The organism is Enterobacter sp. SES19, from assembly GCF_011765665.1.
In the GTDB taxonomy this organism is placed as follows: Bacteria; Pseudomonadota; Gammaproteobacteria; order Enterobacterales; family Enterobacteriaceae; genus Enterobacter; species Enterobacter pseudoroggenkampii.
This window is the reverse complement of sequence record NZ_CP050320.1, coordinates 2,488,330-2,503,663: the sequence shown is the minus strand read 5'-3', so window position 1 is coordinate 2,503,663 and position 15,334 is coordinate 2,488,330. Positions and strand designations below refer to the sequence as shown.

Below are 15,334 nucleotides of genomic sequence, written 5' to 3'. Positions count from 1 at the left end.
TCAACGTATATGGGGGGCAATATGTTCAGCGATCAGTTCGATGGAGCGCAAGGTGTCGCGATGGGTGGGCTCGACCGAATGGACCTGGAATGAGATGTCCGTGGCGCGCCGGAGAACGGAATCGGCCTGCAGCGAGCGCAGCACCGTCTCGGGCGAACCGATATGGGCGTCGAACTGGTGACGAAAATCGGTGACGGTGTCACCTTTAACCGCGTGCCCGGCGGCTCGATGCTGCTGGGCTTGTTTCGTCAGACCCGGTGTGGCGACCTTGAGCGCATAGTCGTCGCTGTCGGCGACGAATGCCGTACGGGAAGCCAGAATGCGCGGTGCGATGCCCGCGGGCAGCGCCTCAAGGTAGGCATCCACAATAGGGTTCTGGATCGCGTCGAGCGTTAAATCCAACTGGTCTGCCGGGCGCGGCTGCGTGCGGGAGAGCATTAAACCGTGTCCGGCCCGCGCGGCGCGAACGGCACCGTCGACCGAAAAGGTGGCAATCCAGATACGGTCGGCAAGCTGTGGCGCAGGCGGGTAAAGGTGGTTATCCGGATGGGTGAGCGAATCCCCGCGCCAGGCGCTCTGGATCACATGCAGATGGTCGGCAAAGGCCGCGCCGCGCTGTTCAAACATCAGTCCGAACGGCAGGAAAGAGGTCGGCGTGCCGCCCGAACCAAAGCCGACTTCGAGACGTCCATCGGCGAGTAAATCCAGAACCGCGGCGTCTTCCGCCACGCGCAGCGGGTTTTCCATCGGCAGAGTAATGATGGCCGTACCCAGCCGAATGGTTTCGGTATGCGCCGCTACGTGCGCCAGAAACAGCAGCGGCGAAGGCAGTCCGCCTTCAGTTTCGTGAAAGTGGTGCTGCGCAATCCAGGCGCTGTCAAAACCGTGGCGTTCGGCGTGGCGGATCTGTTCAGTTGCCAGACGATAGCGCTCCTTCGGCGTGGCATCGTCAAGCAGGCGGGTGAAAAATCCCAGGCGTTTTCGCGTCATGCGAACTCCTCCGTAGCGGGTGAAAAATGGGGAATGGCGTCAATCAGCTCGCGGGTATAATCGTTCTGCGGCGATGCAAATAAGGTTCCGACGTCGCCCTGTTCGACTACCTGACCGCTGCGCAGCACCGTGACGCTGTGGGCGATCCGGCGGACGGTAGACAGATCGTGCGTGATGAACAGGTAGGTTAATCCCAGCTGCTGCTGCAGCTGCTGAAGCAGAGCCAGAATCTGCGCCTGCACGGTGACGTCCAGCGCCGAGGTGGCTTCGTCCAGCACCAGAATGGTCGGCTCCAGGATCAGCGCCCGGGCGATGGCCACGCGCTGACGCTGTCCGCCTGAAAGTTCCCGGGCGGTGCGGCCCAGGAGTTCGACGGGCAGGGCAACCCGCTGGGCCACGGTCTCCACCCGAACCTTTCGCTCCGCCTTACCGAGGCGAGAAAAGTTCTTCAGGGGCTCTTCGATGATGTCAAACAGCGTCTGACGCGGGTCGAGAGAGGCAAACGGGTTCTGGTAGACAAACTGGATCTTCTGGCGCAGCTGACGACGGGCCTCGCGGCTGAGCGTGGTGGCATCAATATCATCAATAATGACCTGTCCGCTGTCGGCCTGTTCAAAACCCAGCAAAATACGGGCGAGGGTGGTCTTCCCGGAGCCGGATTCACCGACCAACGCATGCGTGCTGCCGCGCCTGACGTCAAACGTCACCCGATCCAGCGCCTGAAGCTGATGACCTTTGCCCAACGAGAATCGTTTGCTGATGGTGCGGGCGCGAATGGCCGGTGACGCGAGCGGAAGACCTGATACCGGGGCAATGGTCAGGCGCTGGCCCTGGAGATCGCTCAGCAGCTGACGGGTATAGGCGTGCTGCGGCGTGCGGACGATGTCGACGGTGTTGCCTTGCTCCTGAATTTCGCCATCGCGAAAAACCAGCAGCCTGTCCGCGCGCTGGGCGGCCAGGGCCAGATCGTGGGTGACAAACAGAACGGCAGTGCCCGATTCCCGCCGCAGGATATCCAGCAGATCGAGAATGCGTTTTTGCACCGTCACATCCAGTGCGCTGGTGGGCTCATCGGCAACGATCACGTCCGGGCGCAGGGCAATGGCGATGGCAATCAACACGCGCTGTTTCATCCCGCCGGAGAGCTGATGGGGATACTGCGTCATGCGCTGTTCGGGGTGGCTCAGGCCGACCTTTGTCAGCAGGGTGAGCACCTGCTCGTCGCGCTCGGCGCGGGTCACTTTCTGGTGTAGCTGAATAATCTCTCCGACCTGCGCGGCGATGGTCTTCACCGGGTTGAGTGAATTACCCGGATCCTGCGGAACCAGGCTAATTCGCGCCCCGCGAAGGGTATCGAGACGCTTAGCGGCCCACCGGCTAATCTCCTCGCCGTTGAGCACGATTTTTCCCGCATCATGCCGGGCGTTATCGGCCAGCAGACCAATGATCGCCTGTGCCGTGGTCGTCTTACCGGATCCGGATTCACCGACAAACGCCAGCATTTCCCCTCGCCCGAGCGTGAAGCTGACGTTATGCACCACCTCTCTCCACCGGCGTGCGGTGCGGTAGCTGATCGTCAAATTTTCCACTGAGAGAACGGTCATTAGCGACCTCCGCTGAACTGTTGGCTGATACGGTTGGTGGCCAGCACCACGGCGATGACGATGACGCCGGGGAAGGTGGTTAACCACCAGGCGGTAGAGAGATAGTTACGGCCTTCGGCAATCAATAAGCCCCATTCCGGCACGGGCGGCGGGGTGCCGTAACCGAGAAAACTCAGCGTGGAGAGCGCCAGGATGGCCTGACCAAACTGCAGCGTGGCAAAGGCGAGGACGGCGGTTAACGCGTTGGGCAGGATGTGTCGCCACAGCACCGCCAGGAACGTCCCACCGCTGCCAAACGCCGCCTCGACATAATCCGTGTGGCGGATGCGCACCACTTCACCGCGCGCGAGGCGGGCGAAGCTGGCAATGGAGGCAACGCCGACGGCAATGGCGGCATTAACGGTGCCAAACCCGAGCAGAATAATGACCGTCAACGAGAGCAGCAGAGACGGAATGGACAATAGCACGTCGACAAAACGCATCAGGAAAGACTCGACGCGTCCGGCGAACGCCCCGGCGATGACCCCCAGACCGGTGCCCACCACCAGCCCCATCGTGACGGCAGCGAGCGCCGCGCTCAGGGAGTGGGACGCACCGTAGACAATACGGGTATAAACATCGCGGCCAAGCTGATCGGTGCCGAGCCAGTGGCCCGCCTGAGGCGCCAGGCGCTGTGCGCCGGCGATGCCCTCAATCGGGCTGTAGTGGGTTAACAGGCCGGGCGCCACGGCGGCAAAAAGAGCGATAATAATCACCGCCCATGCCAGCCACAGTCCGGGCTGCCATTCCACTCCCTGCCACGCTGGAACGCGTTTTCGCGCGGCGGCAGCGTAATCGACCAGACTCATGATGCACCTCCGGTAACGGTTTGCAGGCGGGGATCCAGCAGAGGCATCAGCAGATCCACCAGCAGATTGATCAGGACAAAACCGAGGGCGGAAATCATCACGACCGCCTGAAGCACGGCGATATCCTGGTTATTTACCGCCTGCTGGGTCAGCTGCCCGAGCCCGCTGCGGCCAAAAACGGTTTCCGTGATCAGCGCCCCGGCAATCAGCTCGCCCAGCAGCAATCCGGCAATATTCAGGACCGGCAGCAGGGCGTTGCCGGTAACGTGACGCCACAGGACAGCGGTTTCACTCAGCCCTTTGGCCCGGGCGACGGCGACAAACGGCTGCGTCGCCACCTGGTCCAGGCTGCGCATCAGAATTTGCGCCAGCGGGGCGGAAATCGGGATCGCGACGGTCACAATCGGCAGGATCAGCCCCTGCAGCGGCGTCGGGTTAATCACCGGGATTAGCCGCAGCTGGAAAGAAAAGAGCTGGATGAGGGCAATCCCCAGCCAGAACGTCGGTAAAGAGATAAACAGGACCGGCAGCGACTGCAGGGTATTACTCAGCCAGCGCAAACCCGGCAGGCGCGATGCAAAGGCCAGCGCAAACGCCAGCAGGACTGCGAGTACAAACGCGGGCAGGGCGAGGCTCAGGGTTTCCGGCAGATTGCTGGCAATCAGCTCGCTGACCGGCACCCCTGCCTGTAACGAATAGCCGAAATCCCCGCGCAGCATCGCCAGCAGCGTATGGCCGTATTGCTGCCACAGCGGGCTGTCCGCGCCATAGGCCACGCGCATCTCCTCGATTTGCGCCGGGCTCAAGCCCAGGTCCGGGTTCTGAAATTTAATCAGCACCGCGTCGCCCGGCAGCACCTGGAGCAACACGAACGAGAGGGTAAAGGCGGCCCACAGTACCAGCAGCCCGTGCCCAAAGCGTTGAAGAAGTGCGTGGCGCATCGTCAGCTCCTCAGTGTTTCTCAATCCACGCGCCGTAGAACGACGGGCGACCGACCGCTTCAAAATTGACGCCTTTCAGCCACGGCGCACCGGCAAAGACCTGCGGCTCTTCGAAAATTGGAATGACGTAGGCGTTATCCAGCAGGTAGCGCTGGGCATCGCCGGTCAGCTGCAGGCGTTTTTTCGGATCGACTTCAGCAGAAATGTTCACCAGCAGTTCATTCAGCTTGTCGTCACGGAAGCTTTTGACCTTGTCGCTGGAGCCGCCTTTTTGCAGCAGCGCGTCGCGGTTAGCGGGGTAGAACATGCTTTTCACCACGTCCGGATCGGCGCGGCCAACTTCGGAGACGGTTAACGGGGTTTTCAGCGGATCAAGGTTATCCAGCGTGCGGCTGCCTGCGTCACCGGCTTTAACGCTCAGCGCCGCGCCCACCTGTCGCCACTGCTGGGCAACCAGCTGCAGCACCTCTTTATTTTGTGGCTGCGGCAGGGATTCATACACCGTCAGCGCCAGCCGCTGGCCGTCTTTGGCGCGGATCCCGTCGCCGCCCGCTTTCCAGCCCGCTTCGTCCAGCAGCTGGTTGGCTTTTGCCGGGTCAAAGGTCAATTTATCGCTGAAATCGACAAAGCCTGCGGCGGAATCGGCAATCACCGACTTCGCCTGCGGATAGTTGGCCGAGAAGAGGGTCTCGACCACCTGTTTTGCATTGGTGGCATGCAGCAGCGCCTGGCGTACGCGAATATCAGAGACCAGCGGGTTATCCGGGCGGAAGCTGATGCTGTCATTCACCCCGCGCGTCGGGGCGGCGTAGATTTTATAGCCCTGGTCTGTCGCCTGCTTTTCGTCATACGCCTGCACCTGACGAATAAAATCCGCCTGACCGGCCAGCAGGGCGCCGACGCGCACGCTGTCCTCCTGGGTCACAATAAACTTGATGCCGTCAAGATTGGCTGGCCCCTGCTGCGCCAGGTTTTTCGGCCCCCACTGGTAGTCCTTACGCGCTTCCAGCGTCACTTCGCGACCCAGCTTCTCGTCCTTCACCACAAACGGGCCGGAGCCAATAATATGCCGGGCATCACCCAGCTCTTCAAAGTTGCGCTTCAGCGTGCTGAGCGAGACCAGGCCCGACCCGATTGTGGCGGTGCCCTGCAGGAACCCAGGCGACGGTTTTTTGAAGTAGAACTTTACGGTCAGCGGGTCGACTACTTCGCTGCGATCGTAGTTATTGATCACTTCTGACACCGGCAGGCGCTGCGCCTTGTTACCTAAGCCGTAGGTATCAAAGTTTTTCGCCACGGCGTTGGCGTCCAGCGGCGTGCCGTCGGAGAAGGTGATCCCAGGGCGAATTTTAAAGGTGTATTCGGTTTTATCGGCGTTGGTGGTCCAGCTTTCGGCTACCCACGGTTCCACCTGCAGCGTCTTTGGGTTCTGCCAGGTCAGTTTGTCGGTGATTTGGTTCAGGATGCCGCCGTTCGGGTAAAAGCCACCGGCAGGCGGATAGAGGTTGGTGTGCGCCTGTTGCTCCAGATAAATCAGCGTGCCGCCTTTGACGGGCGCATCCGCGGACCAGGCTGCGGTTGTCGTCAGAATGAGCGCCGTCAGCAGCGGCAGACAAAATGGGGTTTGCATGGTGAATTCCTTTGTTATCTTCTTGTTAGCGTCGGATTCATCATCGGGCGCGGGGGAAAACAAGGGAACAAAGGAATTAAGATAAGTATTGCCGGAAAATGGCTATAAAAAAACCGCCCCTGTCAGGAGCGGTAATTGAACGGTGGGTGATTATGAACGCAGGTCAATCACCATACGGCCGCGGATTTGGCCCTGTTCCATCTCTTTAAAGATGGCGTTGATATCCTCGATCGGGCGCATCGTGACTTTCGGCACGACCTTGCCTTCAGCGGCGAACTGGAAGGCTTCCTGCAGATCCTGACGGGTACCGACGAGCGAACCCACCACCTGAATGCCGTCCAGCACCAGGCGCGGAATGTCGAGGCTCATGGCTTCCGGCGGCAGACCAACGGCGACCACGCGGCCACCGGCACGCACGGCATCAACGGCTGAGTTGAAGGCGGCTTTTGCGACGGCAGTGACGACTGCGGCATGCGCGCCTCCGGTTTTCTCCTGCACAATTTTAGCGGCATCTTCGCTGCGGGAGTTGATGGTGAGATCCGCACCCATGCTGGCCGCCAGCTTCAGCTGTTCGTCGTTAACGTCAAGGGCGATGACTTTGGCGTTAAAGACGTTTTTGGCGTACTGCAGCGCGAGGTTGCCCAGCCCGCCCAGACCGTAAATCGCAATCCACTGGCCCGGTTTAATACCCGACACCTTCACTGCTTTATAGGTGGTGACGCCAGCGCAGGTGATGCTGCTGGCCGCCGCCGAATCCAGACCGTCCGGCACTTTTACCGCGTAATCTGCGGTGACGATGCACTCTTCCGCCATCCCGCCGTCAACGGAGTAACCGGCGTTTTTCACGTCACGGCACAGGGTTTCGTTGCCGGTATTACAGTATTCGCAGTGGCCACAGCCTTCAAAGAACCAGGCCACGCTTGCGCGGTCGCCGACTTTCAGCGACTTCACGCCAGGGCCGACTTCTTTTACGATACCAATCCCTTCATGGCCCAGGATAACCCCGGTTTTATCGCCGAAATCACCGTTCTTCACGTGGAGGTCGGTATGGCATACGCCACAGCACTCCATCTTCAGCAGGGCTTCCCCATGCTTTAGCGGGCGTAAGGTTTTTTCGGTAACGTTGACCTGGTGATCCTGAGTGACAACAGCAGCCTTCATGTGTATCTCCTTGTTCATGATAAGAATCTGCATAGCAGGTGTAGTACCTCTTAAGGATTAATACATTAGCCTGGTAATGCAAGGCTGCGGCAACATAATGTCATCATTTGATTCGATTTCAGATTAAGAATACGGCGTTCCTCTAATAATTAAGGGGGAAAATTCTGGCCCGGCGAAATGCTCGCCGGGCGCAGACTTACAGCTGTGCTTCTATCTCCTCTATCTCTTTACGCCATTGCGCCTGTAGCTGCGGCTTTTGATGCTTCGGCTTACGCGCCAGATCGTCTTCCAGCAGCGTTTCCAGCGCGACCAGCCGCTCCAGCAGATCGTCATACGGCGAGAATTGAATCATCGCGGCGACAGCGGGCGCAGTGGATGTCATAAGCCCCGCGCTTTCACGCAGACGCTCAAACACCGCTTCTGCATCGTGCCACTCGCTCAGCTTTCCCTCTTCAATCAGCCAGAAACGGTTGCAGCTTTGGCTAATTAACTGACGATCGTGGCTGACCAGCAGGACGCCGCCTTCGAACTGCTGAAGGGTTTGCGCCAGCGCCTCTTTGCCTTCCATGTCGAGGTGGTTGGTCGGCTCATCCAGCATCAGCAGGCTATAGCGGGCGAGCGTCAGGCCAACGAACAGCAGGCGCGAACGTTCACCACCGCTGAGCGTGCTGACCGTTTGCCCGTGACGCGCCCACGGGAAACCCGCGCTTATCAGCGCCATTTTGCGGTTCTGCGGATCCGGCGCGAAAGGCTCCAGCGCGTCGAGCAGCGTGGCGTCATCCGGCAGCTGATGAAGCGTCTGGTCGTAATAGCCTGGCGACACGCGCGGGTGGATTTTCAACCCGCTGTCTGCGTGCTCATCGGCAAACTGTTGCCAGATAAGCCTCATCAGCGACGATTTTCCGCAGCCGTTACGACCGACAATCGCCACGCGATCGCCGCTTTTCAGCCGCGCCATATCGATGTTAAACAGCGGCGGTAGCCCGGGCGCAGGCGGGACGCTAAGGTTTTCCATCTCCAGCAGACGGTCAGCCCGCAGCGCGTCGCCGCGAAGGGTTAACGTCCACGGGCTGCCTGCCGTGAGCGCCGTCTGGCTCTCCTTCAGCCGTTCGACCTGTTTTTCCATCTGTTTGGCTTTGCGGGCCAGGTCTTCGTTGTCGTAAACCTTGCCCCAGGTCGCCAGCCGCTTCGCGCTGGCGGTCACGCGGTCGATCTCCTTTTGCTCGGCCTTGTGGCGCTGGGCATCGCTTTCATCCTTTGCTTCAAGCGCCTTGCGGGCGGCCGTGCAGGGAAGGGCGAAGTAGTGCAGCGTTTTATCGCGCAGGATCCAGCTGCCGTTGGTGACGGCATCCAGCAGCTGTCTGTCATGCGAGACCAGCACAAAGCTGCCCGACCAGTTCTGTAGGAAGTGTTCCAGCCAGAGCATTGTCGGGAGGTCCAGGTGGTTGCTGGGTTCATCCAGCAGGAGCAGATCCGGCTCGTGAATCAGCGCCCGCGCCAGCAGCAGGCGGGTGTGTTGCCCGCCGCTCAGCGTGGCGGATTGCAGCATCATATCCTGCGGCGTGAAGCCCATGCTCGCCAGCAGCGTTTCGGCTTTCCAGCGCAGGCTATCGCGCTCAGCTAAAGGCAGCTGCGCGAGTACGGCATCCAGCATGGTCAGCGGAAAAATAGCGTCCGGAAGATGTTGCTCCACGCGCGCCATCAGGCAGTGCCCGGCCAGTGCTACCGTTCCGGCGGCAGGGGAATCCGTGCCGTCCAGCACCTTCAGCAGCGTACTTTTGCCGCAGCCGTTGTCGCCCAGCAGGCCAATGCGGTCGCCTTTTTTCAGCGTAAAGGAGAGTGAGTCGAAGAGCGTGCCAAACGCCGTATCAACGCGTAAAGATTGTGCAGTGAGTAAAGTGCTCATTGTTGCTTACCCAAGAGTTACAGGCATGTTTATGCCTCGTCAAACATCGCTGACGATAACTCAGTAAGCCCGAGAGAAGGGATTTCAGGGGTTGGTGTCTTCGCTCAAGCAGAAGTTATCGCAGCACGATACCGATAACGCTTGAGCTGGTGCGATCACCAAATGTATGTGAAACATTGAAAATTTCACAGTACAGCATAATTGGCCTCCTTATATATTCAGTGGGTTAATGGATAAAGGGAGTGTAGCGGGGGAAAAGGGGTTTGGCTAGTGGGTATTCGATGGTGCGGTCTGGTGCCCTCACCCTGACCCTCTCCCACAGGGAGAGGGAAAACAGCCAGCCCGTAGGCCCGGTAAGCGAAGCGCCACCGGGCAGAGCGGATTAAATCGACGTACGGCGATAGCTGCGGTATTCAGGCTTCCAGAAGTTGTCGTCGATGGCCTGCTGCAGCGCGTCGGCAGAGGTTTTCACCGCCACGCCCTGCTGCTGCGCCATTTTACCTACCGCAAACGCGATGGCGCGCGACACCTTGTGAATGTCTTTCAGTTCCGGCAGCACCAGCCCTTCTCCGTCATTGACCAGCGGAGAGTAACCCGCAAGGGTTTCGCTCGCCGACATCAGCATTTCGTCGGTAATGCGAGACGCGCCGGAGGCGATCACCCCCAGACCAATGCCCGGGAAGATGTACGAGTTGTTGCACTGGGCAATCGGATAGGTTTTATCCTTCCACACCACCGGATCGAACGGACTGCCGGTCGCGACCAGCGCGTTACCTTCGGTCCACGCGATGATGTCCTGCGGCGTCGCTTCCACGCGGGAGGTCGGGTTGGAAAGCGGCATCACGATAGGGCGCTCGCAGTGCTTGTGCATCTCGCGAATGATCTCTTCGGTAAAGAGACCGGTTTGCCCGGAAACGCCGATCAGAATATCCGGCTTCACGTTGCGCACTACGTCCAGCAGGGAAAGGACTTCGTTGTCGGTATCCCAGTTTTTCAGGTTTTCGCGTTTCTGCACCAGCTTGGTCTGGAACGGCAGCAGGTTTGGCATACCGTCGGTCAGCAGGCCGAAACGGTCAACCATAAAGACGCGGGAGCGGGCCAGCTCTTCGCTTAACCCTTCGCGCTGCGTCTGGGCGATAATCTGCTCGGCAATACCGCAGCCCGCAGAGCCTGCGCCCAGGAAGACGATTTTCTGGTAGCTCAGTTGGCTGCCGGCTGCGCGGCTGGCGGCGATAAGCGTACCCACGGTCACGGATGCGGTGCCCTGGATGTCATCGTTAAAAGAGCAGATCTCATCGCGATAGCGGTTCAGCAGCGGCATCGCGTTTTTCTGCGCGAAGTCTTCAAACTGCAGCAGAACGTCCGGCCAGCGGTGCTTCACGGCCTGAATGAAATCGTCGACAAACTGATAGTACTCATCGTCGGTAATGCGCGGGTGGCGCCAGCCCATATAGAGCGGATCGTTGAGCAACTGCTGGTTGTTGGTGCCAACGTCCAGCACCACCGGCAGGGTATACGCCGGGCTGATGCCGCCGCAGGCGGTGTAGAGAGAGAGCTTACCGATTGGGATCCCCATCCCGCCAATGCCCTGGTCGCCGAGGCCGAGAATACGTTCGCCGTCGGTCACCACAATCACTTTGATATTGTGGTTCGGCACGTTCTGCAGAATATCGTCCATGTTGTGACGGTTCTGATAAGAGATGAATACCCCGCGTGAACGACGGTAGATCTCTGAGAAACGCTCACAGGCTGCACCCACCGTCGGGGTGTAGATCACCGGCATCATCTCTTCGAGATGGTTCTGCACCAGGCGATAGAAGAGGGTTTCATTGGTGTCCTGAATGTTACGCAGGTAGATGTGTTTGTCGATTTCGGTTTTGAAACCCTGATACTGGATCCACGCGCGCTCCGCCTGTTCTTCAATGGTCTCAACCACTTCCGGCAGCAGGCCAAGCAGGTTAAAGCTGCTGCGCTCTTCCATGCTGAAGGCGCTGCCTTTGTTGAGCAGGGGGAATTCGAGTAAAACCGGTCCGGCGTATGGGATGTATAAGGAACGATGTTTTTTCAGTTTGTTGTCCATGTCACTCACTCTTTTTATGAAGATCCGTCCCTGACACTGCTGTTTGTCATCTTTCTGGCCTGTGCGCTGGGAGGCGGTCAGGCGGTATTATAAAGGAGCTAAATATTAATTACCGCAACACATAAACAAAAACACCATCGGGATTACCGATGGTGTTCTGGATCTCAGTCTGGAACTTACTTGCCCGCGTGGCGTTTTCTGCCGGTGGCGTGAGTGACCTGCGTTTCATGGTCGCCTTCAATCACCACTTTACGCTGATTAGAAAGCTTGTAGTTCAGTCCCAGAATATGGCGTGCCTGACGGTTCGATTTCATGTTAACTCCTCAATCCTGTTGATAGTTTTAAGGACCAGTTTGCTTACGCAAACGAAATGTAACCCCTTAGGTTGCAGATCCAGCTTAGCAGGTTTTTACAAGGGTGCGTTTTGCCCGCTGACTACGTAGTTAATGGTCTGCTGGTAGATGTCACTGAGGATGTCATTATCTGTGGATTCCACCCACCTGGTCAGTTCCATCAAAATGTCATCTTCAGTCACAGCACCGTGCTCGGCGTGAAGACCCTGCGCAATCGCGTTAACGAGTTCAGGTTGTGCTGCTGCGGTATTAGCCGGGTAATAAGTAAACATGCTGCCTCCGTGTCGTTGTCTGTTTAATGGTACGGCTCGCAAAAAATTTAATTCATAAACAGAATGGCAAATATTTTCCCGGTTGTGGCTCAGATTCATCTTAGAAATAAAAATGACATAAGTGTATGCTTTTGTGTGCTTTTGAAATGAGGGGGGGTAAATTGAAGTGGCGTTGAGAGGATATTATAACGGTGCTCCTGCTATCACGAAAATATAGCAGGAGCAGAGTTTACATTACCACTTCATTTCGCCGGTATTCACCTTGGCGCTTAATTCCAGCGAGCTCTCTTCAGCCAGGTTCGGATACTGTTTTTTCAGGGTGCTGATGACGCCTGCAGAATCTTTATGAACGGATAAGGCCTTTTCAAAGCGCTGGAGATAGTCACGGGTAAAATCAATCGCCCCCGTCCCGGCTGGCGGGGTGCCCAGATAGTGACCCGGGATGACGCGCTCGGGTTTGTGCGCCGCCATATTCACCAGCGTTTCCTGCCACTGCTTACGGCTTTCCGCTGTCTGGGTGTCTGCCGTCCAGACGTGAATTCCCCAGGCTACCCCGGTGCCGCCGAGGATGGTTTTCGCTGACGGGATCCACACATAGGCCGCGTAGCTGTCAGGCTCTTCGATATCGATCTTTTCCCCGTCCACCATAAACGTGGTGGAGGCGAGCACCTGCGGGACGACCAGCTCTGTTGGCGCGCCGTCTTTCATCTGCGGACCCCAGAAGGCGAGCTTGGCGTCTTTGGTGGCCTTGATGTGGTCAACCACGTGTTGCGTGGCCACCACTTTGGCGTTCGGGAAGGCTTTGACCAGCGGCTGCAGGCCAAAATAGAAATCCGGATCGCCGGAGGTGATCACAATCTTGTTCAGGGTCTTACCGCTTTGACGAATTTTCTCTACCAGCGCTTCGCCATCCTTCACGCTGAACTGCGCGTCAAACAGCACCGCCTCTTTCGGGCCGGAAACCAGCGTGGAGGAGACCGCGAAAATGCCTTTCTCCTGCGGGTTATAGGTATCAATGCTCAACGGCGCGGCAAAAACAGCCGGAGTGAAAAGCGTGGAAAGCAGGGCAAGGTGAGTGAATTTCATGCTGTTGTCTCTGTTGTTCAGGAATGTCTCTATTGTACGGATATTCGCATTTGCCAGAATTCCTGAAACAGGACATGCTTAGTTTCATAAATCGAGCAAATGGAGCTTATATGGATCGCGTTATCGCCGCTCAGGTCTACAACCGGATATGCGAGCTGGGAAGCTTGAGCGCGGCGGCCCGCGCGCTGGGCATTTCCCGACCGATGGTGAGCCGCTACCTTGAACAAATGGAAAAGTGGGCGGGAACGCGGCTGGTAAACCGCTCCACGCGCAAGCTGACGCTGACCGCGGCAGGGGAAAAGGTGCTGCAAAAAACGCGGACGCTCTCGCAGATTTCGCAGGAAATTGAAGGCCAGTCGGAGAAAGATCTCCCGTCCGGCACGCTGCGGGTGGCCTGCGCGCACTTTACCGCCATGCACCTGATTGCGCCGGTGCTGCCCGGTCTGCTCTCGCGCTATCCGCAGCTGCGCATTGAGCTGGACGTGAATAACCACCCGGTCAGCCTGGTGGGAGAGCGCATCGACGTCGCCGTGCGCATTACGGATAACCCTGAACCCGGCATGATTGCCCGCCGGCTGGGGGAATGTCGCTCGGTTCTTTGCGCCTCTCCGGACTATCTGGCGCAGCACGGTACCCCCGTCAGCCCCGAAGAATTAGCGCAGCACAACTGCCTGCACTACAGCTTTTTCGCCGGGCAGTCCTGGCACTTCCTGACGCCGGAAGGCGAAAGCCTGAGCGTGGCCGTCAGCGGTAACCTGAGCGCCAGCATCTCTTCGCTGCTGATGGACGCGGCGATTAAGCACTGCGGTATCGCCATGCTGCCGGAGCGCGAAGCGTCTGCCGCGCTGGAGCAGGGATTACTGGTGCCGGTACTGGCGGCCCTGGAGCCGAAACCGCTTGCCATCCATGGCATTTATCAGTCCCGTGAATACCAGCCTGCCGCGCTGCGGGTGTTCCTTGACGCGCTGGCGCACCATTTACTCAGTGACTAAGACTCGTCTGTCTTGCCCGCAGAATCCGGACAGCCTTCTATACTTAACCCTTTGTAAGCCAAAAGGAGAGCAAGAATGACTATTCATAAGCACGGTTCGGCACACTGGTCTGGCGACATTAAGCGCGGAAAAGGAACGGTTTCCACCGAGAGCGGCGTTCTCAATCAGCAGCCTTATGGCTTTAACACCCGCTTTGAGGGTGAAAAGGGGACCAACCCGGAAGAGCTGATCGGCGCGGCACATGCGGCCTGTTTTTCGATGGCGCTGTCGCTGATGCTCGGCGAAGCGGGTTATACCGCTGACTCTATTGATACCACTGCGGACGTCTCTCTGGATAAGACCGACGGCGGCTTTGCTATTACGAAGGTTGCCCTGAAAAGCAAGGTGACCGTTCCCGGCATCGCCCCGCAGCAGTTCGACGGTATTATTCAGAAAGCCAAAGCGGGCTGTCCGGTATCGCAGCTCCTGAAGGCTGAGATTACGCTGGACTATAAACTTAACTAAGCCACAGCCGGGTTTACGCCCGGCTACCCTTCAGCGCGGCGGGAAACACCTCCGCCAGCCACGCAATAAACACCTTAAGACGGTGCGTCAGATGCCGGTTCTGAGGGTAAACCACATGAAACGGATAGGCGGCAGGGCGCCAGTCGCTCAGGATCGCCGTCAGCGTACCCGCCTGTAAATACGCGTTTGCCGAATACTCAAATGTCTGCACAATGCCCAGCCCCGCCGCAGCCGCCGCCAGGTGAGCATTACTTTCGTTTACGCCGAGATAATGCGGAATATTGATTTCCAGCGCCTCGCCGTTTTTTCTGAAGCGAAACGGAAATGCCCGCCCGGTGACGGGCGAAAGGTAGCTGATAAGCTTGTGGCCGTTGCACAGCTCCTGCGGATAGGCCGGAACGCCATGGTTTTTCAGGTAACCCGGCGTCGCGCAGGTGACCATTTCGGCGTTGCCAATATGGCGGGCGATGAGGGTCGAGTCGTTCAGCGGGCCGCCGCGGATGACGCAGTCTACGTTACCGCTGATAAGATCCACCGGACGATCGGCTACCCCAAGATCGATGCGGATTTCCGGATAACGCTGCATAAAATCCGGAAGCCGAGGGATAAGAACGTCCCGGGCGGTGGAGCCGCCCACGTCAACCCGCAAATGCCCTTTGGGCGTCGCGCGGGAAACGCGAAACGCGGTGTCGATATCTTCGATATCTATCAAGACCCTGAGCGCTTTTTCATAGTAATCCGCCCCTTCCGGCGTCGCGACCACCCGGCGAGTCGTCCGGTGCAGGAGACGTATTTCAAGATGCGCCTCAAGGGATTTCACCAGCTTGCTCAGGGTGGCGATGGGCATGTTCAGCGAGTCCGCCGCGCGGGTAAAGCTGCCGGTTTCCACCACCCGGGTAAAAGCCCGCATCGCCATGAGCTGGTCCATTAGGCTCTCCTGATTATTTCTGTGTGTGAATAGTCATTT

General features: G+C 58.4%; 14 protein-coding genes. 2 read left to right on the top strand and 12 right to left on the bottom strand.

The annotated features are described in order from the left end of the window. From GXP72_RS11880 to GXP72_RS11830, 11 genes are all read right to left on the bottom strand, one after another. Window positions 1–990, bottom strand: coding sequence for a putative FMN-dependent luciferase-like monooxygenase (locus GXP72_RS11880; RefSeq protein ID WP_208762906.1), 990 nt, complete (start codon window positions 988–990; stop codon window positions 1–3). Beyond that, on the bottom strand, window positions 987–2,594 hold the full coding sequence (locus GXP72_RS11875) for an ABC transporter ATP-binding protein (RefSeq protein WP_208762905.1): 1,608 nt from the start codon (window positions 2,592–2,594) through the stop codon (window positions 987–989). The genes GXP72_RS11880 and GXP72_RS11875 overlap by 4 nt, the downstream gene beginning before the upstream one ends. Then, a complete protein-coding gene (locus GXP72_RS11870) occupies window positions 2,594–3,442 on the bottom strand; it encodes an ABC transporter permease (RefSeq protein ID WP_208762904.1) in 849 nt (282 codons plus the stop codon). The genes GXP72_RS11875 and GXP72_RS11870 overlap by 1 nt, the downstream gene beginning before the upstream one ends. Next, on the bottom strand, window positions 3,439–4,383 hold the full coding sequence (locus GXP72_RS11865; RefSeq protein WP_208762903.1) for an ABC transporter permease: 945 nt from the start codon (window positions 4,381–4,383) through the stop codon (window positions 3,439–3,441). Before GXP72_RS11865 ends, GXP72_RS11870 begins: the two co-directional genes overlap by 4 nt. Window positions 4,384–4,393: 10 nt before the next feature. Next, window positions 4,394–6,013, bottom strand: coding sequence for a TIGR04028 family ABC transporter substrate-binding protein (locus GXP72_RS11860; protein WP_208762902.1), 1,620 nt, complete (start codon window positions 6,011–6,013; stop codon window positions 4,394–4,396). Window positions 6,014–6,163: 150 nt separating this feature from the next. After that, on the bottom strand, window positions 6,164–7,174 hold the full coding sequence (adhP, locus tag GXP72_RS11855; protein WP_032647362.1) for an alcohol dehydrogenase AdhP: 1,011 nt from the start codon (window positions 7,172–7,174) through the stop codon (window positions 6,164–6,166). Between the two features lie 196 nt (window positions 7,175–7,370). Further along, the gene (locus GXP72_RS11850; RefSeq protein WP_208762901.1) at window positions 7,371–9,080 is read right to left on the bottom strand and encodes an ATP-binding cassette domain-containing protein; all 1,710 of its coding nucleotides are present in this window, start codon (window positions 9,078–9,080) and stop codon (window positions 7,371–7,373) included. Window positions 9,081–9,462: 382 nt separating this feature from the next. Further along, entirely contained in the window at window positions 9,463–11,160 is a 1,698-nt protein-coding gene (locus tag GXP72_RS11845; protein ID WP_024909550.1) for an NAD-dependent malic enzyme, read from the bottom strand. A gap of 176 nt (window positions 11,161–11,336) precedes the next feature. After that, window positions 11,337–11,474, bottom strand: a complete 138-nt coding sequence (gene sra, locus GXP72_RS11840) for a stationary-phase-induced ribosome-associated protein (RefSeq protein WP_008501714.1) — start codon at window positions 11,472–11,474, stop codon at window positions 11,337–11,339. Between the two features lie 95 nt (window positions 11,475–11,569). After that, the gene (gene bdm / locus GXP72_RS11835) at window positions 11,570–11,785 is read right to left on the bottom strand and encodes a biofilm-dependent modulation protein (protein WP_008501713.1); all 216 of its coding nucleotides are present in this window, start codon (window positions 11,783–11,785) and stop codon (window positions 11,570–11,572) included. 234 nt (window positions 11,786–12,019) lie between these two features. Continuing rightward, complete coding sequence (locus GXP72_RS11830) at window positions 12,020–12,871, bottom strand: Vmh family MBL fold metallo-hydrolase (RefSeq protein WP_061715075.1); 852 nt, start codon at window positions 12,869–12,871, stop codon at window positions 12,020–12,022. 110 nt (window positions 12,872–12,981) lie between these two features. On the opposite strand from GXP72_RS11830, the gene GXP72_RS11825 reads away from it, so the two are divergent. Both GXP72_RS11825 and GXP72_RS11820 read left to right on the top strand, forming a co-directional pair. Continuing rightward, on the top strand, window positions 12,982–13,863 hold the full coding sequence (locus GXP72_RS11825; RefSeq protein WP_061715076.1) for a LysR family transcriptional regulator: 882 nt from the start codon (window positions 12,982–12,984) through the stop codon (window positions 13,861–13,863). A gap of 75 nt (window positions 13,864–13,938) precedes the next feature. Beyond that, window positions 13,939–14,367 (top strand): OsmC family protein, encoded by a 429-nt coding sequence (locus GXP72_RS11820; protein ID WP_023311893.1) that lies wholly within the window; start codon window positions 13,939–13,941, stop codon window positions 14,365–14,367. 13 nt (window positions 14,368–14,380) lie between these two features. Here the strand turns inward: GXP72_RS11820 and GXP72_RS11815 are convergent, their stop codons facing one another. Then, on the bottom strand, window positions 14,381–15,295 hold the full coding sequence (locus tag GXP72_RS11815; protein WP_061715077.1) for a LysR family transcriptional regulator: 915 nt from the start codon (window positions 15,293–15,295) through the stop codon (window positions 14,381–14,383). Between the last annotated feature and the right edge of the window lie 39 nt (window positions 15,296–15,334).

Excerpts from the sequence above, each read along its gene's own strand:
- GXP72_RS11880 (WP_208762906.1), bottom strand. The coding sequence starts at position 990 with ATGACGCGAAAACGCCTGGGATTTTTCACCCGCCTGCTTGACGATGCC.
- GXP72_RS11875 (WP_208762905.1), bottom strand. The coding sequence starts at position 2,594 with ATGACCGTTCTCTCAGTGGAAAATTTGACGATCAGCTACCGCACCGCA.
- GXP72_RS11870 (WP_208762904.1), bottom strand. The coding sequence starts at position 3,442 with ATGAGTCTGGTCGATTACGCTGCCGCCGCGCGAAAACGCGTTCCAGCG.
- GXP72_RS11865 (WP_208762903.1), bottom strand. The coding sequence starts at position 4,383 with ATGCGCCACGCACTTCTTCAACGCTTTGGGCACGGGCTGCTGGTACTG.
- GXP72_RS11860 (WP_208762902.1), bottom strand. The coding sequence starts at position 6,013 with ATGCAAACCCCATTTTGTCTGCCGCTGCTGACGGCGCTCATTCTGACG.
- adhP (WP_032647362.1), bottom strand. The coding sequence starts at position 7,174 with ATGAAGGCTGCTGTTGTCACTCAGGATCACCAGGTCAACGTTACCGAA.
- GXP72_RS11850 (WP_208762901.1), bottom strand. The coding sequence starts at position 9,080 with ATGAGCACTTTACTCACTGCACAATCTTTACGCGTTGATACGGCGTTT.
- GXP72_RS11845 (WP_024909550.1), bottom strand. The coding sequence starts at position 11,160 with ATGGACAACAAACTGAAAAAACATCGTTCCTTATACATCCCATACGCC.
- sra (WP_008501714.1), bottom strand. The coding sequence starts at position 11,474 with ATGAAATCGAACCGTCAGGCACGCCATATTCTGGGACTGAACTACAAG.
- bdm (WP_008501713.1), bottom strand. The coding sequence starts at position 11,785 with ATGTTTACTTATTACCCGGCTAATACCGCAGCAGCACAACCTGAACTC.
- GXP72_RS11830 (WP_061715075.1), bottom strand. The coding sequence starts at position 12,871 with ATGAAATTCACTCACCTTGCCCTGCTTTCCACGCTTTTCACTCCGGCT.
- GXP72_RS11825 (WP_061715076.1), top strand. The coding sequence starts at position 12,982 with ATGGATCGCGTTATCGCCGCTCAGGTCTACAACCGGATATGCGAGCTG.
- GXP72_RS11820 (WP_023311893.1), top strand. The coding sequence starts at position 13,939 with ATGACTATTCATAAGCACGGTTCGGCACACTGGTCTGGCGACATTAAG.
- GXP72_RS11815 (WP_061715077.1), bottom strand. The coding sequence starts at position 15,295 with ATGGACCAGCTCATGGCGATGCGGGCTTTTACCCGGGTGGTGGAAACC.